The sequence below is a fragment of the Actinoallomurus bryophytorum genome (assembly GCF_006716425.1).
GTDB classification, from domain to species: domain Bacteria; phylum Actinomycetota; class Actinomycetes; order Streptosporangiales; family Streptosporangiaceae; genus Actinoallomurus; species Actinoallomurus bryophytorum.
This window is the reverse complement of record NZ_VFOZ01000001.1, coordinates 122,256-148,042: the sequence shown is the minus strand read 5'-3', so window position 1 is coordinate 148,042 and position 25,787 is coordinate 122,256. Positions and strand designations below refer to the sequence as shown.

The window sequence follows — 25,787 nt, the reverse complement described above, 5'->3', positions numbered from 1 at the left end:
ACGGACCGGCGGGGACGGACCGGCCCGAGACCGACCGGCCCGAGACCGACCGGCCCGAGACCGACCGGCCCGAGACCGACCGGCCCGAGACCGACCGGCCCGAGACCGACCGGCCCGAGACCGACCGGCCCGAGACCGACCGGCCCGAGACCGACCGGCCCGAGACCGACCGGCCCGAGACCGACCGGCCCGAGACCGACCATGGGCACCGTTCCCGGCTTCCGGTGCGACTGGACGGCGCGCGGGTCAGGGCTCGGTGGATTGGCGGCGCCGGTAGGCGCGCATGCGGGCGTTGACGCCGCAGCCGGCGACGTCGCACCAGCGGGCTGAGCGGTTTCGGGTGTGGTCGTAGAACGCGTAATGGCAGTCGTCGGCGGCGCAGGCCTTCATGCGTGGCCAGGTGCCGTCGGTCATCGCGGTGATCACGGCGGTGAGCAGCGGCGCCAGGAGGCGGTCGCCGGATGACCCGCCCGCCGCCGGCCAGCGCAGGTGTGAGCCGTCCGGGGTGATCTCCGGGTGCAGGCCGCATGCGGCGATCTCGGCGTTGACCATGTCCGCGGCCGCCTGATCGGGCGGGCCGCCGTTGTTGGCGAGCATCAGCGAGCGGAGCGACTCGCGCAGCCGCAGTGCCCGGTCGTACGTGCGCGGGCTCACCCCGCCTGGCAGAAGGTGGGCCGCACACCAGAGGTTCAGGTCGGCGGCCTTCGTGACCTCGTTCCGCGTCCGCAGGAACGCCTCCACCAGCGCGAGTGAACCGGGTGCGGACGGTCTGGCTCCCATGCCCGAGACGTTACACCTCTAATGACTTGACCCGTAACCGTCACAGGCATAGCGTCCTAGACCGTAACGAACAGGAAGGTTGTCATGTCCCTCATCGAGCCCTTCCGCATCGCGATCCCCGACGAGGTCCTCGACGACCTCGCCACCCGCCTGGAGCGGACCCGGATACCGTCACCGCCGATCCTCGACGGTGGCGAGAGCGTCAAGGTGATCACCGACATCGAGGACCTCGTCGCCTACTGGCGCGACGGGTACGACTGGCGGGCGCAGGAGCGCCGGCTCAACGCGGTGGCTCCGCACTACCGGACGACCATCGACGACATCGGTATCCACTTCATCCACGTTCGCGGCAAGGGCCCGAATCCGCTGCCCCTCCTCCTGGCGAACGGCTGGCCCAGCTCGTTCGTGGAGTACCTCGGCGTGCTCGGTCACCTGACCGACCCGGCGGCGTACGGCGGGGATCCGGACGACGCCTTCGACGTCGTCATCCCGGCCATGCCCGGGTACGGGTTCTCCGAGCAGTGCGCGAATCGGCACCTCGACCGAGTCATGATCGCCGGACTCTTCGACCGGCTGATGGTCGACCGGCTCGGCTACGACCGATACGTCGCGCACGGCGATGACATCGGCGGCGGCGTGGTCAACCGCCTCGGCATGCGCCACCCCGGCACCGTACGGGCCATCCAGACCGCGAACTGGCTCAAGCCCCACGGGGCCGTCACCGACGAGGACTACCTGGCCGCCGAGCGCCGATGGGAGAGCGAGCGCGGCGCGTACGCCCACGTGCAGGCGACGCGCCCGCAGATCCTCACGTACGGGCTGCTCGACTCGCCGATCGGGCTAGCAGCGTGGATCCTGGAGAAGTTCCTGACCTGGAGCGATCCGGCCACGCGCGACAATCTCACCGCCGACGACCTGCTCACCAACGTGATGATCTACTGGGCCAACCGCGCGATCGGCAACACCGTGCGTCTGTACGCGGTCGACTCTGGGCCGCTGGGCGCCGATGACGTGGTCTCCGTCCCGGCGTCGGTCCTCGTCACGAGGGAGCCGGAACTTCCGGTGCCCCCCGAGTCCTGGCTACGACAGGCGTACCCCCGGCTGACCCGGATCGCGACCGTGGAAGAAGGCGGGCATTTCCTCGCGCAGGAGTCACCGCTGGTCTTCACCGACGCGGTCCGTACGGCGTTCCGGCCCTACCGCGACTGAGCCGGGCTCACTCGACATCGGCGGGCGTACCGCCGGTGATGCGGACGAGCTCCTCGTACGACGTCGGGAACACCGTGTGCGGGTGGCCCCCGGCCGCCCAGACGACCTCGTGCCCGGCGAGCCACTTGTCCACGAGCGTACGGATCGGTGCCGGATGCCCCACGGGTGCGACACCGCCGATCGGCTGGCCGGTGGCGGAGCGTACGAAGTCGGGGTCGGCGCGCTTGACCTTCGCCACGCCGAGCTGCTCGGCGACCTTGGAGGTGTCGACGCGGTGCGCGCCGCTGGTGAGTACGAGCAGGGGCTCGCCGTCGGCGGCGAAGATCAGGCTGTTCGCGATCGCCCCGACCTCGCAGCCGAGGAGGGCGGCGGCGGCGACCGCGGTGGGTACGGCCTCGGTCAGCTCGCGTACCTCGCCATCCGCACCCAGCTCACGCAGGCGCGCGGCGACGTTCGCGGTGTTGGGATGCATGGCCCACACCTTAGGGGGTTCGGTACGGGTCCGGCGCGTGAGTTCGGCGCCGGCGTGGGGCCGGGTCGCGGGCGATGGCCGCCGCGTGTTCGTTTTTCGACGCCTCTGACCTGCGAAGACACGCCCTCATTCGAACATGTTGACGAATGCCGGTGGTGCCGGTTTACTGGACTCACGCTCGAACCTGTGTTCGAGTCTCGGGTGCGGGTTCTCGCGGGTTCGCGCCGGAGGGGTTCGTCTCGCTGGGCAGCGCAATGCCATGCGAGATGCGGCGGCCGGGCGGGACGAGGGGAAGCGTTTCGCCCGCGCCGTCCCCGGGTTCGTCCCGGGACCCGTCGAGCGGAAGGAGGCACGCCATGTCCGCAAGGTCCACGGCCGTCCCTCTGCGCCCCGTTCCACGGCGCAGGCCGGCACCGCCGGCGATCACACTGTTGCAGACGGCCCGGCACGGCCTGGCCGAGGCGGCCGAGTCCGCCGCGCCGGCGTCGCGCTATGTCGCGGCTCACCTGGCCGCACTACGCGCCGCGGCCGCGGTACTCGCGGCACGTGGCGACCCGGCAACGAGCCGCCGAGGCAGACCCCGCAGCGTGTGGGTCCTCCTCCCGGAGGTCGAGCCCGCCCTGCGCGAATGGGCGGCGTTCTTCGCCGCGGGCGCGGGCAAACGCGCGGCCGCCGAAGCCGGCCTCCCACGCGCCGTGACCACCCACGAGGCCAACGACCTGCTCCACGACGCGGAGGTCTTCGTCGCGCTGGTGGAGACCACTCTGGGCATCGACAGCCAGCCGATGCTCCCCGTCGCCGGCTGAGACACCACGCCGGCCCGCCGGCCCCTCCCGGCGGCGCTGGGTCTGGACCTACGGGTTCGCCGGCGGCCGTGGCCTGACCGGGCGACGGGCAGCCGTGGCCTGACCCGGCGACCGGCGACCGGCGACCGGCTGATCCATGCCCTGAGGCAGCAGCCCAGCATGGCGGGCACGATCGGGCTGGCCTCGATCGGAGACGATTTCTTCGTCGCGCTGCGGGTGACTGGTGGCTGGTGACCTGATCGGTGGGGTCATGCGTGGCGACTGATCGGTGGGGTGATGCGCGGCGGTTGACCAGTGGGGTGATGCGGGCGGCTGATCGGCCTGGGCCGGTTACGGTCTCGTAACTGCGACCCGGCGGCAGGTGTTGTCGCTTATGACTTGTCGCCGGTGGAGTCTGCGGTCAAGCGGGTCGCGCTGGGCCGGAGCTGGTGACCTGTGGCGCTGTCCTTGCGTTCTCTCGGCCCAGATCGGGCGAGTGAACGTCATCGCTTCGGCTTGCCGAGAGCTCGATCAATTGCAGGGACTCGCCGCCCCGTCCGGGCGCGCTGGGCGGGGCGGCGGTGGTACCTGGGACGCACGTGCTGACATTGCGGGATGTCCGGTGTGTTCCGGGCGGACCGGCGGTTTTCACCGGAGCGATCGGTCCGGCCGCGGGTCCCGCCGTGGTTCCCCCCGAAGCGGCGGGACTCGCCGGCTATCAACCCGGTGGGACCAGATCGGGGGAGCCGGCCATAGCGGCGGCGGCCCGTCCCGCTCGGCGGGTGCCGGTAGGGCAGCTTGGAGAACTGCGCGCACAGGCCGTGGGAACGCCTGCCAGTGCCGTCAATCTGGTGAATGCCATGCCATGCCGATGGCGCACGGGACGCCGATGGGCGCGCGATAGCGATGGGCACGGGACGCCGATGGCGCACGGGACGCCGATGGGCGCGATGGAGATCGGCGCGTGACGGTGATGGGCGCGTGACGGTGATGGGCGCGCGATGGTGATGGGCGTGCGAAGTCGGGCCGGTCGGCGGGCGAGGAATCGCCCGGCGCAGGCGGGACCCGCCGGTGGCGATAGATCCGGTTAGGCGGCGCGCGAACTCGGCTGGTCGAGAGGGACTCGGCTTGGCAGATGAGCCGGCAGGCGAAGACCCGTGCCAAAGGCAACCGCACGAATGCCGCTACGAAGATACGAACACCGGCCGGACTCAGGCGGTCTCGCCATTACACGGCGACGCCGCTCGGCGCAGCGGATTGCCTCGCCGACGTCAAGCCAGCCGTGGGCCGGCGGCGGCCGATGCGGGCTTTGTGGCAGGTGGGATCTCGCCGGTGGGCGGGTGTTGGGGGCTTTGTGGCAGGCGGGGCCCCACCGGCTGGCGGGCGATGCCGGCTTTATCGCAGACCAGTTCCCGCCGTCGGCTGTCGCGTTCGTTTTCTCCGGTCACCAGGAGGGTCCTTCCGACGACCGCGCGGGCCTCGATCGCCCTGTGTGCGTCGGCCGCGCGTTCCAGCGGGAACGTCTGCCCGATCACCGGCCGCATCCGTCCCGCCGGGGCCTCGGACAGCGCCCGCGGCAGCATCCGTCTCATGTCGTCGGGGGCGAGCTGGAGGTGCTCGATCCCGCGCACCGTCACCCCGCGTCTCTCCCGCTCGCCGGGATCCAGCACGGCGAACCCACCGGAAGGGGCGCCACCACGGGATCCGCTGTGGGCGGGTGTTGCGGGCGTTGAGATAGGCGGGATCTCGCTGGCGGGCAGATGGTGCGGGCGTTGAGGCAGGAGGGGCCCCATCGGCGGGCGGGCGATGTCGGTTTTATCGCAGACCAGTTCCCACCGGCGGCACCACGGGATCCGCTGTGGGCGGGTGGTGCGGGCTTTGAGGCAGGCGGGGCCTCGGCCGTGGGCGGGTGGTGCGGGCTTTGAGGCAGGCGGGGCCTCGGCCGTGGGCGGGTGGTGCGAGCTTTGAGGCAGGACGAGACCTCGCCCGTGTGCGGGTGGCGCGGGTGTTGAGGCAGGCGGAACTCACCGGCGGGCGTGTGACGCCGACTTCAGGGCAGATCAGACCGCACCGACGGCATCTCAGGGTCCGCTGTGGGCGGGCCGTGGCCAGGCCGGTAGACCAAGGGGGCGTTCGTCCGGTCCTCCCGGCGGTGCAGTGGTTCAGAATCGCGAATCACCGCACCGCCCGGTGGATCAGATCAGAAAGCCTCCACGGCGCGGCGTGCCTCAGGATCGAGGACACCCCAGCCGATGAGTTCTTCGGTGAGTTCTGTCGGTGACTTGTCGTAGATCACCGCCAGGGATCGGAGATCCTCCTGCCGGATGGACAGGACCTTCCCGTTGTAGTCGCCCCGCTGGCTCTGGATCGTCGCGGCGTAGCGGGCGAGTGGACCGGCCTTGTCCTTCGGAAGCTGCTGGAGTCGCTCGAGGTCGATGACGAGCTTCGGCGTCGGGCCGAGCGGACTCGGCGCGGCTCCGCCGGGTAGCAACTCAGACACCGGCACGCCGTAGAACTCGGCGAGCTCGGACAGCTTCTGAACGGTGACGGCGCGGTCGCCCCGCTCGTACGAACCCACGACGACGGCCTTCCAGCGGCCACGTGATTTCTCTTCCACACCGTGCAGGGACAGGCCCTGCTGGGTACGGATGGCGCGAAGTCTCGCGCCGAGAGCCTTTGCATATTCAGACGGCATCTTTGCGGCCCCCAGGCTCACTTTCTCGTCGTCGACGTTGGCCCTGGAGGGGACCAAGGGGCGTTGACCCCTGCCTCCCCGGAACGCGTGCGTCATGGGGCGCACTTTCAGCCGGCCAAGGGGGGCCGACCGCCGAGGGGTCCATCTCCTGGGATGGTTACGGACAGTGACGGTAAAACGGGTAGCGCTCCAGGTCAAGCCGATTGGAAAAAAGCGGTCGAATCCGTCATCGCTGACAGTCGCGTCTCCAGGGCCTCTGGAGACGCGAAAACCCCTGCCTCATATGACTTTACGGGGAAACCGAGCCGAGTGCGGGGCCGTGTTCACCTGCGGAAACTTAAGTGACACCGGGGTGGAGGCGCGCGCACCCGGTGCTGCTACCGTGAATTAGCCGATCCTTTAAGGCCCGTCCAGTGAGGCGGGAAAGGAGGTTCCACGGTGAGTGCTGCTTCTGTGCCCCCGCACAGGCCATCTCCCGATCCCGATGGTGACGTGAGTCACAAATCCGTTCTCGAGGCGCCGGACATACGCCGCGCGCTGACCCGGATCGCCCACGAGATCCTCGAACGCACCAAGGGCGGCCGGGACATCGTCCTCCTCGGAATCCCGACACGAGGGGTCACTCTCGCCCAGCGCCTGGCCCGCCGCATCGAAGAGGTCGAGGGGCACGCCGTCCCGCAGGGCTCTCTCGACGTCACGATGTACCGCGACGACCTGCGGATGCGGCCCGCACGTGCGCTCGGCCGTACCGAGCTGCCGCCCGAAGGCGTCGACGACCGTGTCGTGGTGCTGATCGACGATGTCCTGTACTCCGGCCGCACCGTACGCGCGGCCCTCGACGCCCTGAACGACCTCGGCCGCCCGCGAGCGGTCCAGCTCGCCACGCTGGTCGACCGTGGCCATCGCGAGCTCCCCATCCGCGCCGACTACGTCGGAAAGAACCTCCCGACGAGCGCGAGGGAGACCGTGCGGGTGCTGGTCGAGGAGGTGGACGGCCGCGACGCCGTCCTGCTGGAGGCCGGCAAGTGAAACATCATCTGATCTCCGCGGCCGACCTGACCAAGGACGACGCCCTGCTGATCCTCGACACCGCCGAGGAGCTCGCGAGCATCGCCGATCGGCCGATCAAGAAGCTGCCCACGCTGCGCGGCCGTACGGTCGTCAACCTCTTCTTCGAGGACTCGACGCGGACGCGCATCTCGTTCGAGGCGGCGGCCAAGCGGCTGTCCGCGGACGTGATCAACTTTTCCGCCAAGGGGTCCAGCGTGTCCAAGGGCGAGAGCCTGAAGGATACCGCGATGACGCTGGAGGCCATGGGCGCCGACGGCGTCGTGATCAGGCACGGTGCCTCCGGCGCGCCGCATCGGCTCGCCAACTGGGTGCGCGGCAGTGTCGTCAACGCCGGCGACGGCACCCACGAGCACCCCACCCAGGCGCTGCTCGACGCGTACACGATGCGACGGCGGCTCGGTGACCTCGACGGCAGGCGGGTCACGATCGTCGGCGACATCCTGCACAGCCGCGTGGCGCGTTCGAACGTCCTGCTGCTGAACACCCTGGGCGCCGAGGTCACGCTGGTGGCGCCGCCGACGCTGTTCCCGGTCGCGGTGGGCACCTGGCCGTGCGAGGTCGCCTACGACTTCGACTCGGTGCTGCCCAAGAGCGACGTCGTCATGATGCTGCGGGTCCAGCAGGAGCGGATGAACGCCGCCTTCTTCCCGACGGTGCGGGAGTACAGCCGCCGGTACGGCCTGGACGGCCGGCGCATGGCCACGATGCCGCAGCACGCGCTCGTCATGCACCCGGGCCCGATGAACCGCGGCGTCGAGATCGCCGCAGACGTGGCCGACTCGGCGCGCTCGACCATCGTCGAGCAGGTCGCCAACGGCGTCACCGTACGGATGGCCGTGCTGTACCTGCTGCTCGGCGGCTCCGAATCGGCGATCGCCAACTCACGGACGGAAGGCGAATGACGTACCTGATCAAGGGCGCCCGCATCCTCGGCGGGGACCCGCGCGACATCCTGATCGACGGCGGTGTCATCGCCGCGATCGGCACGGGCCTGGACGCGAAGGGCGCGGAGACGATCGAGGCCGACGGGCTCATCGCGCTGCCCGGCCTGGTCGACCTGCACACGCACCTGCGCGAGCCGGGCCGTGAGGACGCCGAGACCGTCGAGACCGGTACGCGGGCGGCCGCCGCCGGCGGGTTCACCGCCGTGCACGCCATGGCCAACACCGAACCCGTCGCCGACACGGCCGGCGTCGTCGAGCAGGTCTGGCGCCTCGGCCGCGAGGCCGGCCACTGCGACGTGCACCCGGTCGGCGCCGTCACCCGCGGCCTCGAAGGCCACAAGCTCGCCGAGCTCGGCGCCATGGCCGACTCCGCCGCACACGTGCGCGTCTTCTCCGACGACGGCCACTGCGTCGACGACGCGGTGCTCATGCGCCGCGCGCTGGAGTACGTCAAGGCCTTCGACGGCGTCGTCGCCCAGCACGCGCAGGAGCCGCGCCTGACCGAGCACGCGCAGATGAACGAGGGCGAGGTTTCCGGCCGTCTCGGCCTGGCGGGCTGGCCCGCGGTCGCCGAGGAGGCGATCATCGCCCGCGACTGCCTGCTCGCCGCGCACGTCGGCTCCCGCCTGCACGTCTGCCACGTCTCCACGGTCGGGTCGGTCGAGATCCTCCGGTGGGCCAAGAGCAAGGGCTGGCAGATCACCGCCGAGGTCACCCCGCACCACCTGTTCCTCACCGACGAGCTCGCCGAGACCTACGACCCGATCTACAAGGTCAACCCGCCGCTCCGTACGAAGGCCGACGTCGAGGTGCTCCGCGAGGCCCTCGCCGACGGCACCATCGACTGCGTCGCGACCGACCACGCGCCCCACCCGGTCGAGGCGAAGGAGACCGAGTGGGCGCCCGCGGCGATGGGCATGATCGGGCTGGAGACGGCCCTGTCCGTCGCCCAGGCCGCCATGGTCGACACCGGGCTGCTCGACTGGGCGGGCCTGGCCGACCGCATGTCCGTACGGCCCGCGCGCATCGGCCGGCTCGCCGGCCAGGGACACCTCCCCGAAGAGGGCGCGCCGGCCAACCTGACCCTGTACGACCCTGGCGCGCGTACGGTCATCGACCCGGCCGCCTCCGTGTCCAGGAGCCGCAACACGCCGTTCGCCGGGATCGAGCTGCCGGGACGCGTACAGGCGACGTTCCTGCGCGGGCGTCCGACCGTCCTGGAGGGCAAGCCGGTATGAGCGAGCGAGTGGGAACTCCCTCGGCGAAGGAGGGCGCGTGACCGCCAAGCAGGCACTGCTCGTCCTGGAGGACGGGCGCACCTTCCACGGCACCGCGTACGGCGCCGAGGGCGAGGCGTTCGGGGAGATGGTCTTCAACACCGGCATGACCGGCTACCAGGAGACCCTGACCGACCCCTCGTACCACCGGCAGATCGTCGCGATGACCGCCCCGCACATCGGCAACACCGGCGTCAACGACGAGGACGCCGAGTCCGGGCGCGTCCAGGTCGCCGGATACGTCCTGCGCGAGCCCTCGCGCGTCACGTCGAGCTGGCGGGCCGAACGCTCCCTGGAGGACGAGCTGCGCGCGTACGGCGTCATCGGCATCGCCGTACAGGGCACCCGCGCGCTCACCCGGCACCTGCGCGACCGCGGCGCGATGCGGGCCGGCGTCAGCACCGCGGAGACCGAGCCCGCCGCCCTCCTGGAGCGCGTGCTGGCCAGCCCGGACATGATCGGCGCCGACCTGGCCCGCGTGGTCTCGACCGCCGAGCCGTACGTCGTACGCCCCGATGGGCAGGTCCGGCACCGCGTCGCGGCCGTGGACCTCGGCATCAAGACGATGACGCCGCGCCGCATGGCCGAACGCGGCTGTGAGGTGCACGTCCTGCCCGCGACGGTCACCACCGAGGAGATCCTCGCGCTGGAGCCGGACGGCGTCTTCTACAGCAACGGGCCGGGCGACCCGGCCGCCTGCGACTACGCGGTCACCTCGATGAAGGGCGTGCTGGAGGCGGGCACGCCCGTCTTCGGCATCTGCCTCGGCAACCAGATGCTCGGCCGCGCGCTCGGCCTGGGCACCTACAAGCTGCGGTTCGGCCACCGCGGCGTCAACCAGCCCGTGCAGGACCGCGCCACCGGCCGGGTGCACATCACCAGCCACAACCACGGCTTCGCCGTGGAGGCGCCCCTCGACGGGCCGTTCGAGACCCCCTACGGCCGCGCCGAGGTCAGCCACGTCGACCTCAACGACGGTGTGGTCGAGGGGCTCCGCCTGCTCGACCGTCCCGCGTTCAGCGTCCAGTACCACCCCGAGGCCGCGCCCGGCCCGCACGACGCCACCGGCCTCTTCGAGTCCTTCTGCGAGCTGATGACCAGATGAGCGATGTTTCCAGCCACGAGGCCGACCACGCGTCCGACGCCACGTCGCACGGCCACGTCCCGGTCGACCCCAACGACGCGGTCCTGCGCGCCAAGGCGCCCAGCCCGCGCGCGCTCCTCCTCGCCGCCGCCGCGGCGCTCCTGACCGTGGTGGCCCTCCTGGCCGCCGCGATCGCGTCCGCACGGGGCGTCTGATGCCGCGGCGTACCGACCTGAAGTCGGTCCTCGTCATCGGATCCGGCCCGATCGTGATCGGCCAGGCCGCCGAGTTCGACTACTCCGGCACCCAGGCGTGCCGCGTCCTCAAGGCCGAGGGACTGCGCGTCTCCCTGGTCAACAGCAACCCCGCGACGATCATGACCGACCCGGAGATCGCCGACGCCACGTACGTCGAGCCGATCACACCGGCGACGGTGGAGCAGGTCATCGCCAAGGAGCGCCCCGACGCCCTGCTGCCCACACTGGGCGGCCAGACCGCGCTCAACACCGCGATCGCGCTGCACGAGTCCGGCGCGCTGGAGAAATACGGCGTCGAGCTCATCGGCGCGAACGTCGACGCGATCCAGGCGGGGGAGAACCGCGAGCGGTTCAAGCAGATCGTCGCCGACATCGGCGCCGAGTCCGCGCGCAGCGTGATCTGCCACGACATGGACGAGTGCTTCGGCGCGGCCGACACCCTCGGCTACCCGATGGTGGTCCGCCCCTCGTTCACGATGGGCGGCGCCGGGTCCGGCATGGCCTACGATGCCGACGACCTGCGCCGTATCGCCGGCGCGGGCCTGGCCGCCAGCCCGACCACCGAGGTGCTCCTGGAGGAGTCCATCCTCGGCTGGAAGGAGTACGAACTCGAGCTGATGCGCGACAAGCACGACAACGTCGTGGTCGTCTGCTCCATCGAGAACGTCGACCCGATGGGCGTGCACACCGGCGACTCGATCACCGTCGCGCCCGCCATGACGCTCACCGACCGCGAATACCAGCACATGCGCGACGTCGCCATCGACGTGATCCGCGCGGTCGGCGTCGACACCGGCGGCTGCAACATCCAGTTCGCGATCGACCCGCGTACGGGCCGCATGACCGTCATCGAGATGAACCCGCGCGTCTCACGGTCCAGCGCGCTCGCCTCCAAGGCCACCGGCTTCCCGATCGCCAAGATCGCCGCCCGGCTCGCCGTCGGCTACACCCTGGATGAGATCCGCAACGACATCACGCGGGAGACCCCGGCCAGCTTCGAGCCGAGCCTGGACTACGTCGTGGTGAAGGCACCGCGGTTCGCGTTCGAGAAGTTCCCCGGCGCCGACGAGACGCTCACGACGCACATGAAGTCCGTCGGCGAGGCCATGGCCATCGGCCGGTCCTTCACCGAGGCCCTGCAGAAGGCGCTGAGGTCGCTGGAGCGCCCTGGGGCGTCCTTCTCGTGGGCTCCGGGACCGGAGCTGCTCACGGCGGCCGAGCGCGACCTGCTCAGGGACGAGCTGCTCGAACGCTCCGCGCGTCCTCACGACGGGCGGCTGCGCGCAGTCCAGCAGGCGATGCGCGCCGGCGCGACGGTCGAGGAGGCGCACGAGGCGACCGCGATCGACCCGTGGTTCCTCGCCCAGATCGCCGCGCTCGACGAGATCGCCGCGACCCTCACCGGCGAGCAGCTCGACCCCGCGGCGCTCCGCGAGGCCAAGCGGCACGGGTTCTCCGACGCCCAGATCGCCGAGATCCGCGGCGTCTCGGGCGAGCTGATCCGCGGGCTGCGGCACGCGCTCGGCATCCGGCCCGTCTACCTGACCGTCGACACGTGCGCCGCGGAGTTCGCCGCCGAGACGCCGTACCTGTACTCCACCTACGACGAGGAGACCGAGGTCCCGCCCGGCGTCAAGCCGAAGGTGATCATCCTCGGCAGCGGTCCCAACCGGATCGGCCAGGGCATCGAGTTCGACTACAGCTGCGTGCACGCGTCGTTCACCCTCGCCGAGGCGGGCTACGAGACCGTCATGGTCAACTGCAACCCCGAGACGGTCTCGACCGACTACGACACCTCCGACCGGCTCTACTTCGAGCCGCTCACGCTGGAGGACGTCCTGGAGGTCGTGCACGCCGAGCAGGAGACCGGCGAGGTCGCCGGGGTGATCGTGCAGCTCGGCGGGCAGACGCCGCTCGGCCTCGCGCAGCATCTCAAGGACGCCGGGGTGCCGGTCGTCGGCACCTCGCCCGAGAGCATCCACCTCGCCGAGGAGCGCGGCGCGTTCGGCCGCGTCCTCGAACGCGCCGGCCTGCCCGCGCCAAAGCACGGCACCGCCATCACGTTCGAGGAGGCCGCCGCGATCGCCGGTGAGATCGGCTACCCGGTGCTCGTACGTCCCTCGTACGTCCTCGGCGGTCGCGGCATGGAGATCGTCTACGACGAGGGCACGCTGCGGGACTACATCGACCGGGCGTCGGGCGGCGGCGGGACCTGGAGCCCGGAGCACCCGGTGCTGGTCGACCGGTTCCTCGACGACGCGATCGAGATCGACGTCGACGCGCTCTACGACGGCACCGAGCTGTACCTGGGCGGCGTGATGGAGCACATCGAGGAGGCCGGCATCCACTCGGGCGACTCGGCCTGCGCGCTGCCGCCGATCACGCTCGGGCACGAGGACATCTCCCGCATCCGGTCCTCCACCGAGGCGCTGGCCAGGGAGATCGGCGTCCGCGGCCTGATCAACGTGCAGTACGCGCTCGCGGCGGGGGTGCTCTACGTCCTGGAGGCCAACCCGCGCGCCTCCCGTACGGTGCCGTTCGTGTCCAAGGCCACGGCGGTGCCGCTGGCCAAGGCCGCGGCGCGCGTGATGATGGGCACGCCGATCGCCCGGCTGCGCGAGGACGGCCTGCTGCCCGCGACCGGCGACGGGGGAGACCTGCCCCTCGACGCGCCCATCGCGGTCAAGGAGGCCGTGCTGCCCTTCGACCGGTTCCGCACCCCCGAGGGGCGCGGCGTCGATACGATCCTCGGCCCGGAGATGCGTTCGACGGGAGAGGTCATGGGCATCGACGCCGACTTCGGCACGGCGTACGCGAAGTCACAGGCGGCGGCGTACGGCTCGCTGCCGACCAAGGGCCGGGCGTTCGTATCAGTGGCGAACCGGGACAAACGCGCGATGATCTTCCCGGTCAAGCGCCTGGCTGACCTAGGTTTTGAGATTCTCGCAACCGAGGGGACCGCCGAAGTCCTGCGACGCAACGGCGTACGTGCCAAGATCGTTCGCAAGCACAGCGCCGGGTCCGGACCGGATGACGAGCCGACGATCGTCGGTCGCATTCTCGACGGCGAGGTCGACCTCATCGTCAACACTCCGTTCGGCAGCCCGGGGCAGTCCGGGCCGCGGCTCGACGGATACGAGATCCGCACGGCCGCGGTGCTTCGCGGCGTTCCGTGCCTCACCACGGTGCAGGCACTGAGCGCGGCCGTCCAGGGCATTGAGGCGATCACGGCCGGCAACGTCGGCGTCCGGTCGCTGCAGGAGCATGCCGAGCACATCAGGGGGAGTAGTTGAGCGGAGGAGGCGAGTGACCGACTCGTCGCCGGTGCAGGTGCCGGGAACCGTCCTCACGATGCGCCGCATCGGCACCTACCAGACGATGACGCTCGTCGCCCCTGGCGTGGCCGAACGCTTCCGGCCGGGCCAGTTCGTGGCGGTCGCGGTCGGCGGCGAGCAGTCCAGCATGCTGCTGCGCCGGTGCTTCTCCGTACGCGAGGTCAAGCCCGACTACGGCGGCACCGTCGAGATCGTCTTCGCGGTACGCGGCAAGGGCACCGAATGGCTGGCCGCGCTGCGCCCCCGCGACATCGTGGATGTGGCGGGGCCGCTCGGGCGTCCGTTCCCGCTGCCGCGCGACCCGGTCAACTGCGTACTGCTCGGGGTGGCGCACGGCAGCGCCGCGCTGTTCCCGCTCGCCGCCGTGCTCGGCCAGCGCGACTGCCGGCTGCACTTCGTCCTCGGCGGGGCGACCTCCGACGACGTGCTCGGCGCCCGCGGCGCGCGGCGTACCGGCGACTCCGTCGCGGTGGCGACCGAGGACGGCTCGCTCGGCTCCGCGGGTTCGGTCGGCGACCTGCTGCCCGGCGTGATCGAGGACGCACAGGCCGACGTGGTGTACGCCTGCGGCCCGCTCGACACACTGCGCGCGGTCACCCGTACCTGTACGGGGTACGGCATTCCCGCGCAGGTGGCGGTGGAGGAGCCGATGGCCTGCGGCACGGGCGTGTGCATGGCCTGCGTGCTCCCGGTGATCGGCGACGACGGCGGCACGCACATGGTGCGCACCTGCGTGGAGGGCCCGGTGTTCCGCGGCGAGCGGGTGCGCTGGGACGACGTCGGGACCATCCCGTTCGACGCACTCGGCGCGCCGCGCGCCCTACGGCTCGGAGAGCGCTCGTGAGGCGTTCGGGGGGACTCATGAGCGAGCGGTGCTCCGGTCGCGCCTCCACTGGAGGGCCCATGAGCGGCCTGAGTGAACACGGCGCCCTGGTCGCCCCTCCTACGGAGGAGGACTCATGAGCGGCCTGAGTCGACACGGCGCTCTGGTCCCTCCTCCGACGGAGGAGGGCTCATGAGTGAGCGGAGCGAGCGAATCAATGAACACAGCGCTCTGATCTCCCCTCCGACGAAGGAGGACTCATGAGCGTCGACCTGCGGACCCGGATCGGCGCGGCCTCGCTGCCGAACCCCATCATGACGGCGGCCGGCTGCGCCGGCATCGGGCGTGAGCTCGGGCGCTTCTTCGACGTCGCCAAGCTGGGCGCGTTCGTCACCCCGTCGATCACCCCCGAGGCACGCGCCGGACGCCCCGCGCCCCGGCTCGCGGAGACGCCGAGCGGCGTGCTCAACTCCACCGGGTTGCAGGGACCGGGGATCGACGCCTTCCTGGCCCGCGACCTGCCCTGGCTCGACGAGCAGCAGGCCCGCACGATCGTCTCCATCGCGGGGAACAGCGTCGAGGAGTACGCCGAGGTCGCCGGCCGTCTCGCGACGGCGCCGGGAGTGACGGCGGTCGAGATCAACACCGCCTGCCCGAACGTCGAGGACCGCGGCCTGATGTTCGCCGCCCACCCGACCGCCGCCGCGGAGGTCGTACGCGCCGTGCGCGCCCACACGCGCCGCGGCGTACCCGTACTCGCCAAGCTGTCGGCCGACGTCACCGACGTGGTCGGCGTCGCCATGGCGTGCGCGGACGCGGGCGCCGACGCCCTGTCGATGATCAACACATTGCACGGCATGGCCGTGGACACCTCGACGTTCCGCCCCCGGCTGGCCGGGATCACCGGCGGGCTCTCGGGCCCGGCGATCCGCCCGGTGGCCGTCCGCTGCGTGTACCAGGTGCACGCGGCGCTGCCCGAGGTGCCGATCATCGGGATCGGCGGCGTACGTACCGGGCTGGACGCGCTCGAGCTGGTCCTGGCGGGCGCGTCGGCCGTCGCCGTGGGTACGGCGAACATCCACGACCCGTCCGCGTGCGTACGGATCCTGCGCGAGCTCGACGCCGCGCTCCGCGAACGCGGCATCTCCCACCTCGCGGACGCGGTGGGGTTGGCGCACAAGCCCGCGGGCACGCTGATGCGACGCATCGACCCCAACGTCGGCGTGGCCGAGCCCACGGAACAGGAGACTCTGCAGTGAAAGCCCCCATCGCCGTCGCCCTGGACGCGCCGGACCTCGAGACGGCGGCTCGTTGGGCCACCCTGGTGACTCCGCACGTCAGCACGGTCAAAGTGGGGCTGGAGCTCTACCTGCGGTACGGACCGGACGTCGTCGCGAGCGTCCGCGGCGCCAGCGGGGTCCAGGTGTTCCTGGACCTGAAGCTGCACGACATCCCCGCGACGGTGGCCGGCGCGGCCCGCGCGGTCTCCCGCCTCAAGCCCGCGTACCTCACGGTCCACGCCGCCGGCGGCTCGGCCATGATCCGCGCGGCTGCCGAGGCGGCACCGAACACCAGGATCGCCGCTGTGACGGTTCTCACGTCGCTCGCGGAGGAGGACCTGACGAGCCTGGGCCTGGCGGGCCCCGCACTCGACGCGGTGCGCCGCCTGTCCGCCCTCGCGGTGGAGGCGGGCGCGAGCGCACTCGTGTGCTCCCCGATGGAGGCCGCGGCCGTGCGGGCGGAGGTGGGCCCAGAAGTGATCTTGATCACCCCGGGCGTACGCCCACACGGAGCGGCGACCCAGGACCAGGCACGCGTGGCGACGCCGGAACAGGCACTGGCGGCTGGCGCCGACCTCCTCGTGATCGGCCGCCCCATCACGGCCGCCCCGGACCCGGGCGCGGCGGCGGCGGGCATCGCCGCTGCCCTGCGCCGCACGGGCGGCGCCGCGTAGCGGGTCGCGTCCGTACGGGGCTTTTTGCGTGGGCCGTCGCCTTGGCGGCCGGGATGCCGGCGGCGATCCGTACAAGGTTCCGGAGCAGGGCCCGGTCGTTGGGGGTACGAGCACCTGCGCGCGGATCGTCAGGGGGGTCGTGACATGGTCACGGCGTGCCCGGCCTCCGTACGGGCCGGGCCTGTGCCGCGGGCTGAAGTGCTTGGGCCGCCGCGTCTTGAGCAGGTCCGCTGACCGGCTCGCAGGCGCCGGGCCCGTGTACCTCAGTCGGCACGGCCGCAGCCGAGGAAATGACGGGCGAGCCTCACCAGCGCACGACGAGCCCCGAAGCCGCGAGGGCCGCTCGTGATGCGTCGTGAGTGATCCGGTCTGGGCCACCTGGAGGCCGTGTAGGCCGCTCGTGGTGCGTCGTGAGGCCCTCAGGTGCCGTCGTGGGGGGTTCGGTCCGTGGTGAGCGCACTGGGGCGGCGTGGGTCGCTTGTGGTGCCGTCGTCGTGAGTGGGCCCGGCCCATGCGAGCCGTCTGGAGTCCGCGCGGGCCCTCTGTGGTGCCGTCGTGAGCGGTTCGGTTCGTGCGGGGTGCGTCGTGAGGCCCTCACGTGCCGTCGTGAGGGGTTCGGTCCGTGGTGGGCGCACTGGGGCGGCGTGGAGGTTGCTTGGGGTGCCGTCACCGTCAGCGGGCCCAGGCCCGTAGCGAGTCATCTGGAGTCCGCGGAGCCGCCCGCCGTGCCGTCCTGTGGGCGGGCTCGCACCGGGCACAGGGCGGGAGCCCTGCGTGGGTCGCCTGGGGTGCCGTCGTCGGTGGGCTCGGCTCGTGGCGGGCCACTCGGAACCCACGTAGGGCGCGCGGCCGGAACCCATGGAGGACGCGCGGTGTTGCCGCGGGCGGTCGCGTTTGGGTGGTTAGAGCCTTCGAGTGGTGATCTGTCCGTTGTGGCGCTGCCTCGGCGGCGTCAGGGCGGGGCGGAAGGAACCACGGTCGCTCGTTTTGCGGGCTCAGAGCGCGCCTGTCCCTCCAGAACGGTCTTAACGACCCGGAAGCCACGTCCTACCGTCCGGGGCCTTCAGGCGCGCTCTGCGGTCGCGTGGGTGGGAATCCGGGGAGTTATGAGCTTCACGCGGAATGCGGCGTTCGCGAACGCCGCCTGTGGGGCTCGGAGAGTCGTGGCGATTGCCCGCCGTTCGCTCCGACTCGCGCTCGTGCGCCTTGGCGGCCGGCGGCGCCATTGGGCCGATTCGTGATGGATGTGCCTGTTCTCGTGTCAGGGCCCCGTCCGCCGCAGCATCATTTCGGTGCCGGAGTGCCGGAGTGCCGGAGTGCCGGAGTGCCGGAGTGCCGGAGTGCCGGAGTGCCGGAGTGCCGGAGTGCCGGAGTGCCGGAGTGCCGGAGTGCCGGAGTGCCGGAGTGCCGGAGTGCCGGAGTGCCGGAGTGCCGGAGTGCCGGAGTGCCGGAGTGCCGGAGTGCCGGAGTGCCGGAGTGCCGGAGTGCCGGAGTGCCGGAGTGCCGGAGTGCCGGAGTGCCGGAGTGCCGGAGTGCCGGAGTGCCGGAGTGCCGGAGTGCCGGAGTGCCGGAGTGCCGGAGTGCCGGAGTGCCGGAGTGCCGGAGTGCCGGAGTGCCGGAGTGCCGGAGTGCCGGAGTGCCGTACCCCGCCGCCGTACCCCGCCGCCGTACCCCGCCGCCGTACCCCGCCGCCGTACCCCGCCGCCGTACCCCGCCGCCGTACCCCGCCGCCGTACCCCGCCGCCGTACCCCGCCGCCGTACCCCGCCGCCGTACCCCGCCGCCGTACCCCGCCGCCGTACCCCGCCGCCGTACCGGGGCGGGCCGAGCAGGCGGGGTGCGAACTGCCGACACATCCGCTCGCGGAGAGCGGCTGGAGAGCCTCCCGGAGGCCCGGAAGTGGCTCGCTCGGGCTAGATCGGCGTGTCGCGGCGCCGTTACCCGGGCGAGAAGAGCCTTCCGGCGGCGAAACGTGTCTCTCAGATCGCCCTTCGCCGCCGTTTCGTCTTGACTGAGCCGTTTGCCCCTCGCAAGAAACGCCAGGCCGTCGTACGGTTCGGGGTGAAGCAACCCCCCTGATTGGGTACTCTGCGTGTTCAGGACAGCTCATAGAGTGACATCTGCAATTTAATGACGGGCTAAACGGGCTTTCACGTTGCTTTATGGGCCCTGAACTCGCTAGGTTCCCGAGCCGTCCGACTCAATCGAGTGGAAACACGAGGTGACCCGGCGTGGCGCTTCCGCCCCTAACCCCTGAACAGCGCGCCGCAGCCCTGGAGAAGGCTGCCAAGGCCCGCAAAGAGCGTGCCGTGGTCAAAGACCGCCTGAAGCACGGTGGAACCTCTCTTGCCGAGGTTCTGAAAGATGGTCAGGCCGACGACGTAATCGGAAAGATGAAGGTGTCGGCACTACTGGAATCACTGCCTGGCGTCGGAAAGGTTCGCGCTAAGCAGATCATGGAGCGGCTCGGTATCGCCGAGTCCCGCCGCGTGCGGGGTCTTGGCGCCAACCAGCGCGCCGCTCTGGAGCGTGAGTTCGGCGGCGGTGGAAATCGCTGATCGACTTGCGCCGGACGGGCGCGGCGGCTCTGCCGCCGCGGCCGATTCCGCCGCATCAGTGGCGGGCGGCTCCATCCCGTCCAGGCGCCTGACGGTCCTTTCCGGACCGTCCGGCGTCGGCAAGAGCACGGTTGTCGCCGAGATCCGGCGAGCCCACCCCCAAGTGTGGCTGTCGGTCTCGGTGACCACCCGTGCGCCGCGTCCTGGTGAAGTCCACGGTGTGCATTACTTCTTCGCCGATGACGCCGAGTTCGATTGGCTCATTGCGGAGGACGAACTGCTCGAGTGGGCCGAGTTCGCGGGAAATCGTTACGGTACGCCGCGGCGAGCGGTGCTCGAGCACCTCGCCGCCGGCGTGCCGGCTTTGCTGGAGATCGACCTGCAGGGCGCTCGCCAGGTGCGTGCGTCCATGCGGGACGCACGGCTCGTCTTCCTGGCGCCCCCGTCCTGGGAGGAGCTCGTGCGCCGTCTCGTCGGCCGGGGCACCGAGCCGCCGGACGTGATCGAACGCCGTCTCGCCACCGCGCGGGCCGAGCTCGCGGCCGAGAAGGAGTTCGATCTCACCCTGGTGAACACTTCAGTCAAGGACGTCTGCTACGAGCTGATATCCTTGCTGGCTGTTCACCCATCTGATTCCGACTGAGAGGCGCGGGAGTGGCAAACGCCCCCGGCGGTGCCGATGGCATCACCAATCCGCCCATCGACGATCTGCTCAAGATCGTTGACAGCAAATACAGCCTTGTGATCATGGGGGCCAAGCGCGCCCGCCAGATCAACGCCTACTACGCGCAGCTCGGCGAGGGCCTGCTCGAGTACGTCGGCCCGCTCGTGGAGACCCAGGTCCAGGAAAAGCCGCTGTCCATCGCGCTGCGCGAGGTCCGCGAGGGCCTGCTCAACTCCGAGGCCATCGAAGGCGTTTAAGTGTTCCCCGGTGACCCGCACGGGCCGCGCCGAGCCGTCCGCGCTCGTGCCGTACGTGTCCGTGCCGTTCGTGGCCGATGACGACCACGACCGATGAGGGGCCGCGTGTCCTCTTGGGCGTCGGCGGTGGCATCGCCGCGTACAAGGTCTGTGAGCTCCTGCGGCGTCTGACGGAGTCGGGTCACCGGGTCCGCGTGATCCCCACTCGTGACGCGCTGCGCTTCGTCGGTGAGCCGACGTGGGCGGCGCTGTCCGGCGAGCCCGTCACCACCGAGGTCTGGTCCGACGTCGCGCAGGTGCCGCACGTACGCCTCGGGCAGGGCGCCGACCTGGTCTTCGTGGCCCCGGCGACCGCCGACCTGCTGGCCAAGGCCGCACACGGCATCGCCGACGACCTTCTGACCAACACGCTTCTCACCGCACGCTGCCCGGTCGTGTTCGCGCCCGCGATGCACACCGAGATGTGGGAGCACCCCGCCACCCAGGCCAACGTCGCGACGCTGCGGGAGCGCGGCTGCGTCGTCATCGAGCCCGCGGTCGGGCGGCTCACCGGCGCGGACTCCGGCAAGGGCCGGCTGCCCGACCCCGAGGCCCTCTTCGACGCCGCCCGGCGCGCACTCGCGCGCGGCGCCCCCAACACGGCGCGCGACCTCACCGGCCGCCACGTCGTCGTCTCGGCGGGCGGCACCCGCGAGCCGATCGACCCGGTCCGGTTCATCGGCAACCGCTCCTCCGGGCTGCAGGGGTACGCCCTGGCGCGTACCGCGCTGGCCCGCGGCGCGCGCGTCACGCTCGTCGCGGCGAACGTCGCGCTGCCCGACCCGGCCGGCGCCGACGTCGTCCCCGTCGGATCGGCGCGCGAGATGCGCGAGGCGGTGCTCAAGGCGGCGGCCGACGCGGACGCCGTCGTCATGGCCGCGGCGGTGGCCGACTTCCGTCCGTCCGGCTACGAGGACATGAAAATCAAGAAGACGGCCGGTGCCGAGCCGGCCCCGATCCGCCTCGTGGAGAACCCCGACATCCTCGCCGAGGTCGTACGCGCCTCGCGTGCCGTGGGAGCACGGCACCAGGTGGTCGTCGGGTTCGCCGCCGAGACCAACGACGTGCTCGAGAACGGCCGGCAGAAGCTCGCGCGCAAGGGCTGCGACCTGCTCGTGGTCAACGAGGTGGGGGAGCGTCTCACCTTCGGCGCACCGGACAACGCGGCCGTCATCCTGTCCGCAGACGGGGCCGCCGTCGACGTGCCGCGCGGGTCCAAAGACGCCTTGGCCGACGTAGTCTGGGACCTGGTCGCAGCCCGTCTCGTCTGATTCGAGCCAATGCGCCTCGACGTGACGTGACCCGTTCTCGCTAGACTTCGCCCCCGACATACGCAAGTCCATTTCTGCTACGTCAGTCAGCAGCCGCTGCAAGGAGTACACGCACGTGTCCCGTCGCCTGTTCACTTCAGAATCCGTGACCGAGGGTCACCCGGACAAGATCGCGGACCAGATCAGCGACGCGATCCTCGACGCGATGCTGAAGGACGACGCCAAGAGCCGCGTCGCCGTCGAGACCATGATCACCACTGGCCAGGTGCACGTGGCCGGCGAGGTCACCACCGAGACGTACGTGGACATCCCCGGCGTCATCCGGGAGAAGATCCTCGACATCGGCTACGACTCCTCCAGCAAGGGCTTTGACGGGCGTTCGTGCGGCGTGTCGGTGTCGATCGGCGCCCAGTCGCCCGACATCGCCCAGGGCGTCGACGACGCGTACGAGACCCGCGAGGGCGAGGGCGTCGACGACCTCGACCGCCAGGGCGCCGGCGACCAGGGCCTGATGTTCGGCTACGCCTGCCGGGAGACCCCGGAGCTGATGCCGCTGCCGATCACGTTGGCGCACCGGCTGGCGGCGCGGCTGTCCGCGGTCCGCAACAACGGCGTGGTCCCCTACCTGCGGCCCGACGGCAAGACCCAGGTCACCATCGAGTACGACGGCGACCGTGCGGTCCGCCTCGACACCGTCGTCGTGTCCTCCCAGCATGCTCCCGACATCAGCCTGAGCGACCTGCTGACGCCGGACATCAAGGAGCACGTCGTCGACCCGGTCATCGCCGACCTCGACATCGACACCGACGGCTACCGCCTGCTCGTCAACCCGACCGGCCGCTTCGAGATCGGCGGCCCGATGGGCGACGCGGGCCTCACCGGCCGCAAGATCATCATCGACACCTACGGCGGCATGGCCCGCCACGGCGGCGGCGCGTTCTCCGGCAAGGACCCGTCCAAGGTCGACCGCTCGGCCGCGTACGCCATGCGCTGGGTCGCCAAGACCGTCGTCGCCGCCGGGCTCGCCGACCGCTGCGAGGCCCAGGTCGCGTACGCGATCGGCAAGGCGCACCCGGTCGGCCTGTTCATCGAGACCTTCGGCACCGAGAAGGTCCCGACGACCAAGATCCAGGAGGCCGTGCTGTCGATCTTCGACCTGCGGCCGGCCGCGATCATCCGCGACCTCGACCTGCTCCGCCCGATCTACTCCCAGACCGCCGCGTACGGCCACTTCGGCCGCGAGGAGCCGGACTTCTCGTGGGAGACCACCCACCGCGCCGACTCGCTGCGCGAGGCCGCCGGCCTCTGAGTCCACGAAGGGCGGTCCCGGCCGGTCGGCCGGGGCCGCCCTTCCGCGTTCCCCGGAGCTTGGAGCCGTGTGCGGGCGGGCACAGAGAGTAATGCCGGGTCATCGCCCGGCACGGTGCGTCCGGGGCGACCTGATCTCGGGCGCCGTCAGCGGCGCGGGGGCCTCGCACGGCGGCACCCGCCACGTGCGCAGGAGGTGCCCGGTGGGTGAGCCGACGGTCTTCCCGTACGACGACCCGGCGTTCGTCGCGGATCCCTTTCCCTTCTACCGGACGCTGCGCGGCCAGGGTCCCGTACGCCGGGTGGTCGCCTCCCGTGGCGTGGAGGCGTGGCTGGTCACCCGGTACGAGGACGGGCTCGCCGCGCTGTCGGACCCAAGGCTCAGCAGCGACCTGCGCGACGCCGCCGACACCCGGTTGCTGGACCAGCTGCCGACGACCGAGCGTGAATCGTTCCTGCGCAGCATGATCCGCGTCGGGCCGCCCGACCACACCCGGCTGCGCCGCCTCGTCTCCAAGGCGTTCACCGCGCGCCGCGTCGCGGCGCTGCGCCCGCGCGTACAGGAGATCACCGACGGACTGCTCGACGCCGTGATCCCCACGGGCGCCGCCGACCTGGTCGCCGACCTCGCGTTGCCGCTGCCGGTCACCGTCATCAGCGAACTCCTCGGGGTGCCGGGTGCGGACCGTTCGGGGTTCCAGCAATGGACCGACGTCATGCTCGCGCAGCATCCGGACCACTTCGACAAGCAGGCGATGGACCATGCCTGGCACGAGATGTGGCGCTATCTCGAGGGGCTGATCGCGGCCAAGCGCGCGCGGCCGGCCGACGACCTGCTCGGCGCGCTCGTCTCCGCGCGTGACGAGGAGGGCAGCCTCGACGAGGACGAGCTCGTCGCGATGGCCTTCCTGCTGCTGGTCGCCGGCTACATCACGACGGTCAACCTCATCGCCGGCGGTGTCGCGGCGCTCCTCGCCCATCCGGGGCAGCTCAAGCTCCTGCGTGACGACCCGGGGCTCCTGCCCGGCGCGGTGGAGGAGTTCCTGCGGTACGACGGGCCGGTCAACCCCGGTGTGGTCAGGTTCCCCACCGAGGACGTGGAGATCGGCGGCGTGACCATCCCGCGGGGTGCGACCGTCATGATCGCGACGGCCGTCGCGGACCGCGACCCGGACAGGTTCGCCGATCCGGACCGGCTGGACGTCACCCGGACCGACAACGCCCACCTCGCGTTCGGGCACGGCGTCCACTACTGCCTCGGAGCACCACTGGCACGGCTGGAGGGGGAGATCGCGATCGGCACGGTACTGCGGCGCCTGCCCGACCTGGCCCTCGCCGTACCCCACGAGGACCTGGAGTGGCAGATCGGCGGCCTGCGCGGCCCCAGGCGGCTGCCGGTCACCTTCGCCCGCTGACGTCGGCGGCGTGACGCGGATCGTCGGTGCCACCCGGCCGCGAATGAGATCATGAGGGCCGGCGCGGAGGGGACGGTCCACATGGTCACGGTCGACGACATCCGGCGGGTGGCGTCCCGGCTGCCCCGCTCGGAGGAACACCTGATCAGGGACCGGGTGAAGTTCCGTATCGGGAAGATCGTCTATGTCGCGATCTCGCGGGACGAGACCATGATGGGCTGCGGCTTCCCCAAGGACGAACGCGAGGCGGCGATCGCCGCCGAGCCGGACAAGTTCGTCATGCCGAGTGTGGCGGACCAGCGCTTCAACTGGATCGAGGTGCGCATGGCCGCGCTCGACCTCGGCGAGATGCGCGAACTCATCCTGGACGCCTGGCGGGGCGTGGTACCCAAACGCGTGGCCGCCGCGTACGCGGAGAGCGCCGCGGGCGACGGCGTCTAGGCGCATGCCGGGGCGGTGGGCCCGGCATGCGCCGGCTGGTTCGCGTGGCACGTGCCGATGACGGACGTCGGTCTCGAACGGCGCGGACGGTGGGATGCCGTGCCGCCGGGGGTCGCCGGGACGTCGAGGCAGGACAGCCGTCGTCTGCTCGAAGCCACTGATCCGGCGAAGAGTTCCACCGCCTTCGCGGCGATCTCCGCGCAGACCGCCCGGCGGGTCATCTCCCGTGGTCCGTAGGGCCGTCCCATCCCTTCGAAGGAAAGGCGTCATGCCTCGTCACCACACCGTTCGACGCGAGCTCGGCCGCTGGACGCCGAGCGCTTCTGGGACGTGTCCCCGGCCATGCTCGCCTCCGCCAGGGCGGCCGTGGTCCCACGCCTGGATCGCGATGGGTGGGGAGGCGGGGCGTTCTCATCGGGATCCGGACCGGCTAGGGCGCCTCCGGGCGGCACGCCGTGAGGACCGTCCGTGCGGGCGTGGCGCCGCGACCGTGAGCGTCTGGTAGGACGGAGGCGTGACCGACGGCGTGGACATGGGTGTGCTTCCGGGGATGGGCGACCTCCCGGAACGGACGTCGCCCGTGCCCGCCGACGATCCCCCGACGTCCGGCCGGTCCACGGCCGCCCGCCGGAAGAGCGGCCGCAAGAAGGGCGCGAAGCAGCCCGCGGAGACGCTCCCGGTGGCGCGTGTCGCGGTGGACATGTCACTGCCGCACCTGGACCGCCCCTTCGACTACCTCGTCCCGGTCACGCTGGACGCGGTGGCGGTCCCCGGATGCCGGGTCAGGGTGAGGTTCGCCGGCCAGCTCGTGGACGGCTTCCTGCTCGACCGCGTCGAGAAGAGCGACCACGAGGGCAGGCTCGCCTACCTGGAACGGGTCACCTCGCCGGAGCCGGTCCTCGCGCCGGAGATCGCCGCCCTCGCCCGGGAGATCGCCGACCGCTACGCGGGAACCCTCGCCGACGTACTCCGCCTCGCCATCCCCCCCAGGCACGCTCGCGTCGAGGCCGAGGACGCCGACGAGTCCCCGGACGGTGCGGCACCTGTCGGCGAGGCGGATGAAGGACAGGCCGCGCCTCCGCCCAGCACCGAGGAAGAGCCGCCGGGGTACGCCGCTGCCGCTACTGCTGGTGCGGCCGGTGCGGCCGG

At 71.3% G+C, this 25,787-nt stretch carries 23 protein-coding genes and 2 pseudogenes; 20 read left to right on the top strand and 5 right to left on the bottom strand.

All coding sequences use genetic code 11. From position 1 onward, the window contains the following. Nucleotides 1–246: 246 nt before the first annotated feature. Complete coding sequence (locus tag FB559_RS00705; RefSeq protein WP_141952144.1) at nucleotides 247–780, bottom strand: CGNR zinc finger domain-containing protein; 534 nt, start codon at nucleotides 778–780, stop codon at nucleotides 247–249. An 84-nt stretch (nucleotides 781–864) separates the two neighbouring features. On the opposite strand from FB559_RS00705, the gene FB559_RS00700 reads away from it, so the two are divergent. Next, a complete protein-coding gene (locus tag FB559_RS00700) occupies nucleotides 865–1,989 on the top strand; it encodes an epoxide hydrolase family protein (RefSeq protein WP_141952142.1) in 1,125 nt (374 codons plus the stop codon). A gap of 7 nt (nucleotides 1,990–1,996) precedes the next feature. Here the strand turns inward: FB559_RS00700 and FB559_RS00695 are convergent, their stop codons facing one another. Further along, complete coding sequence (locus tag FB559_RS00695; RefSeq protein WP_141952140.1) at nucleotides 1,997–2,461, bottom strand: YbaK/EbsC family protein; 465 nt, start codon at nucleotides 2,459–2,461, stop codon at nucleotides 1,997–1,999. Nucleotides 2,462–2,817: 356 nt separating this feature from the next. Here FB559_RS00695 and FB559_RS00690 point away from each other — a divergent pair, with 356 nt between their 5' ends. Then, entirely contained in the window at nucleotides 2,818–3,267 is a 450-nt protein-coding gene (locus tag FB559_RS00690) for an SAV_6107 family HEPN domain-containing protein (RefSeq protein WP_246121279.1), read from the top strand. A 129-nt stretch (nucleotides 3,268–3,396) separates the two neighbouring features. Continuing rightward, nucleotides 3,397–3,492 (top strand): annotated as a pseudogene (locus FB559_RS46995) (tRNA adenosine deaminase-associated protein); the annotation flags it as partial. A 1,025-nt stretch (nucleotides 3,493–4,517) separates the two neighbouring features. Here the strand turns inward: FB559_RS46995 and FB559_RS00685 are convergent. Both FB559_RS00685 and bldD read right to left on the bottom strand, forming a co-directional pair. Continuing rightward, a complete protein-coding gene (locus tag FB559_RS00685) occupies nucleotides 4,518–4,916 on the bottom strand; it encodes a zinc-binding dehydrogenase (RefSeq protein WP_246121278.1) in 399 nt (132 codons plus the stop codon). Between the two features lie 530 nt (nucleotides 4,917–5,446). Then, nucleotides 5,447–5,941, bottom strand: a complete 495-nt coding sequence (bldD, locus tag FB559_RS00680; RefSeq protein ID WP_141961424.1) for a transcriptional regulator BldD — start codon at nucleotides 5,939–5,941, stop codon at nucleotides 5,447–5,449. 492 nt (nucleotides 5,942–6,433) lie between these two features. On the opposite strand from bldD, the gene pyrR reads away from it, so the two are divergent. From pyrR to pyrF, 9 genes are all read left to right on the top strand, one after another. Then, nucleotides 6,434–6,970: a bifunctional pyr operon transcriptional regulator/uracil phosphoribosyltransferase PyrR gene (gene pyrR / locus FB559_RS00675; protein WP_141952136.1), complete on the top strand. Its 537-nt coding sequence runs from the start codon at nucleotides 6,434–6,436 to the stop codon at nucleotides 6,968–6,970. Further along, nucleotides 6,967–7,914 (top strand): aspartate carbamoyltransferase catalytic subunit, encoded by a 948-nt coding sequence (locus FB559_RS00670; protein ID WP_141952134.1) that lies wholly within the window; start codon nucleotides 6,967–6,969, stop codon nucleotides 7,912–7,914. Before pyrR ends, FB559_RS00670 begins: the two co-directional genes overlap by 4 nt. Further along, complete coding sequence (locus FB559_RS00665; protein ID WP_141952132.1) at nucleotides 7,911–9,194, top strand: dihydroorotase; 1,284 nt, start codon at nucleotides 7,911–7,913, stop codon at nucleotides 9,192–9,194. The genes FB559_RS00670 and FB559_RS00665 overlap by 4 nt, the downstream gene beginning before the upstream one ends. Nucleotides 9,195–9,231: 37 nt before the next feature. Beyond that, nucleotides 9,232–10,338: a glutamine-hydrolyzing carbamoyl-phosphate synthase small subunit gene (gene carA / locus FB559_RS00660; RefSeq protein ID WP_141952130.1), complete on the top strand. Its 1,107-nt coding sequence runs from the start codon at nucleotides 9,232–9,234 to the stop codon at nucleotides 10,336–10,338. Then, on the top strand, nucleotides 10,335–10,532 hold the full coding sequence (locus FB559_RS00655) for a hypothetical protein (protein WP_141952128.1): 198 nt from the start codon (nucleotides 10,335–10,337) through the stop codon (nucleotides 10,530–10,532). The genes carA and FB559_RS00655 overlap by 4 nt, the downstream gene beginning before the upstream one ends. Further along, nucleotides 10,532–13,867 (top strand): carbamoyl-phosphate synthase large subunit, encoded by a 3,336-nt coding sequence (gene carB / locus FB559_RS00650; protein ID WP_141952126.1) that lies wholly within the window; start codon nucleotides 10,532–10,534, stop codon nucleotides 13,865–13,867. Before FB559_RS00655 ends, carB begins: the two co-directional genes overlap by 1 nt. A 13-nt stretch (nucleotides 13,868–13,880) precedes the next feature. Beyond that, nucleotides 13,881–14,753 carry a dihydroorotate dehydrogenase electron transfer subunit gene (locus FB559_RS00645; RefSeq protein ID WP_141952124.1) on the top strand — a complete coding sequence of 291 codons (873 nt, stop codon included), beginning with the start codon at nucleotides 13,881–13,883 and terminating at the stop codon, nucleotides 14,751–14,753. Nucleotides 14,754–14,992: 239 nt separating this feature from the next. Continuing rightward, entirely contained in the window at nucleotides 14,993–15,991 is a 999-nt protein-coding gene (locus tag FB559_RS00640) for a dihydroorotate dehydrogenase (protein WP_141952122.1), read from the top strand. After that, on the top strand, nucleotides 15,988–16,686 hold the full coding sequence (gene pyrF, locus FB559_RS00635) for an orotidine-5'-phosphate decarboxylase (protein ID WP_141952120.1): 699 nt from the start codon (nucleotides 15,988–15,990) through the stop codon (nucleotides 16,684–16,686). Before FB559_RS00640 ends, pyrF begins: the two co-directional genes overlap by 4 nt. Before the next feature lie 1,261 nt (nucleotides 16,687–17,947). Here the strand turns inward: pyrF and FB559_RS00630 are convergent. Next, nucleotides 17,948–18,541, bottom strand: coding sequence for a hypothetical protein (locus tag FB559_RS00630; protein ID WP_141952118.1), 594 nt, complete (start codon nucleotides 18,539–18,541; stop codon nucleotides 17,948–17,950). A gap of 375 nt (nucleotides 18,542–18,916) precedes the next feature. Between FB559_RS00630 and mihF the strand changes: the two genes are divergently transcribed. The 8 genes and pseudogenes from mihF to FB559_RS46530 all read left to right on the top strand — a co-directional run. Continuing rightward, complete coding sequence (gene mihF / locus FB559_RS00625) at nucleotides 18,917–19,243, top strand: integration host factor, actinobacterial type (RefSeq protein ID WP_141952116.1); 327 nt, start codon at nucleotides 18,917–18,919, stop codon at nucleotides 19,241–19,243. Nucleotides 19,244–19,301: 58 nt separating this feature from the next. Continuing rightward, nucleotides 19,302–19,886 (top strand): guanylate kinase, encoded by a 585-nt coding sequence (gene gmk, locus FB559_RS00620; RefSeq protein ID WP_141961423.1) that lies wholly within the window; start codon nucleotides 19,302–19,304, stop codon nucleotides 19,884–19,886. Nucleotides 19,887–19,897: 11 nt separating this feature from the next. After that, complete coding sequence (rpoZ, locus tag FB559_RS00615; RefSeq protein WP_141952114.1) at nucleotides 19,898–20,164, top strand: DNA-directed RNA polymerase subunit omega; 267 nt, start codon at nucleotides 19,898–19,900, stop codon at nucleotides 20,162–20,164. 77 nt (nucleotides 20,165–20,241) lie between these two features. Further along, nucleotides 20,242–21,474 (top strand): bifunctional phosphopantothenoylcysteine decarboxylase/phosphopantothenate--cysteine ligase CoaBC, encoded by a 1,233-nt coding sequence (gene coaBC / locus FB559_RS00610; protein WP_141952112.1) that lies wholly within the window; start codon nucleotides 20,242–20,244, stop codon nucleotides 21,472–21,474. A 115-nt stretch (nucleotides 21,475–21,589) separates the two neighbouring features. Next, on the top strand, nucleotides 21,590–22,783 hold the full coding sequence (gene metK, locus FB559_RS00605) for a methionine adenosyltransferase (RefSeq protein WP_141952110.1): 1,194 nt from the start codon (nucleotides 21,590–21,592) through the stop codon (nucleotides 22,781–22,783). A 202-nt stretch (nucleotides 22,784–22,985) separates the two neighbouring features. Next, nucleotides 22,986–24,197 (top strand): cytochrome P450 family protein, encoded by a 1,212-nt coding sequence (locus tag FB559_RS00600; RefSeq protein ID WP_246121277.1) that lies wholly within the window; start codon nucleotides 22,986–22,988, stop codon nucleotides 24,195–24,197. 51 nt (nucleotides 24,198–24,248) lie between these two features. Then, nucleotides 24,249–24,638 (top strand): MmcQ/YjbR family DNA-binding protein, encoded by a 390-nt coding sequence (locus FB559_RS00595; RefSeq protein WP_246121276.1) that lies wholly within the window; start codon nucleotides 24,249–24,251, stop codon nucleotides 24,636–24,638. A gap of 532 nt (nucleotides 24,639–25,170) precedes the next feature. Beyond that, nucleotides 25,171–25,563: pseudogene (locus tag FB559_RS46530) on the top strand (primosomal protein N' family DNA-binding protein); the annotation flags it as partial. Nucleotides 25,564–25,787 lie beyond the last annotated feature (224 nt).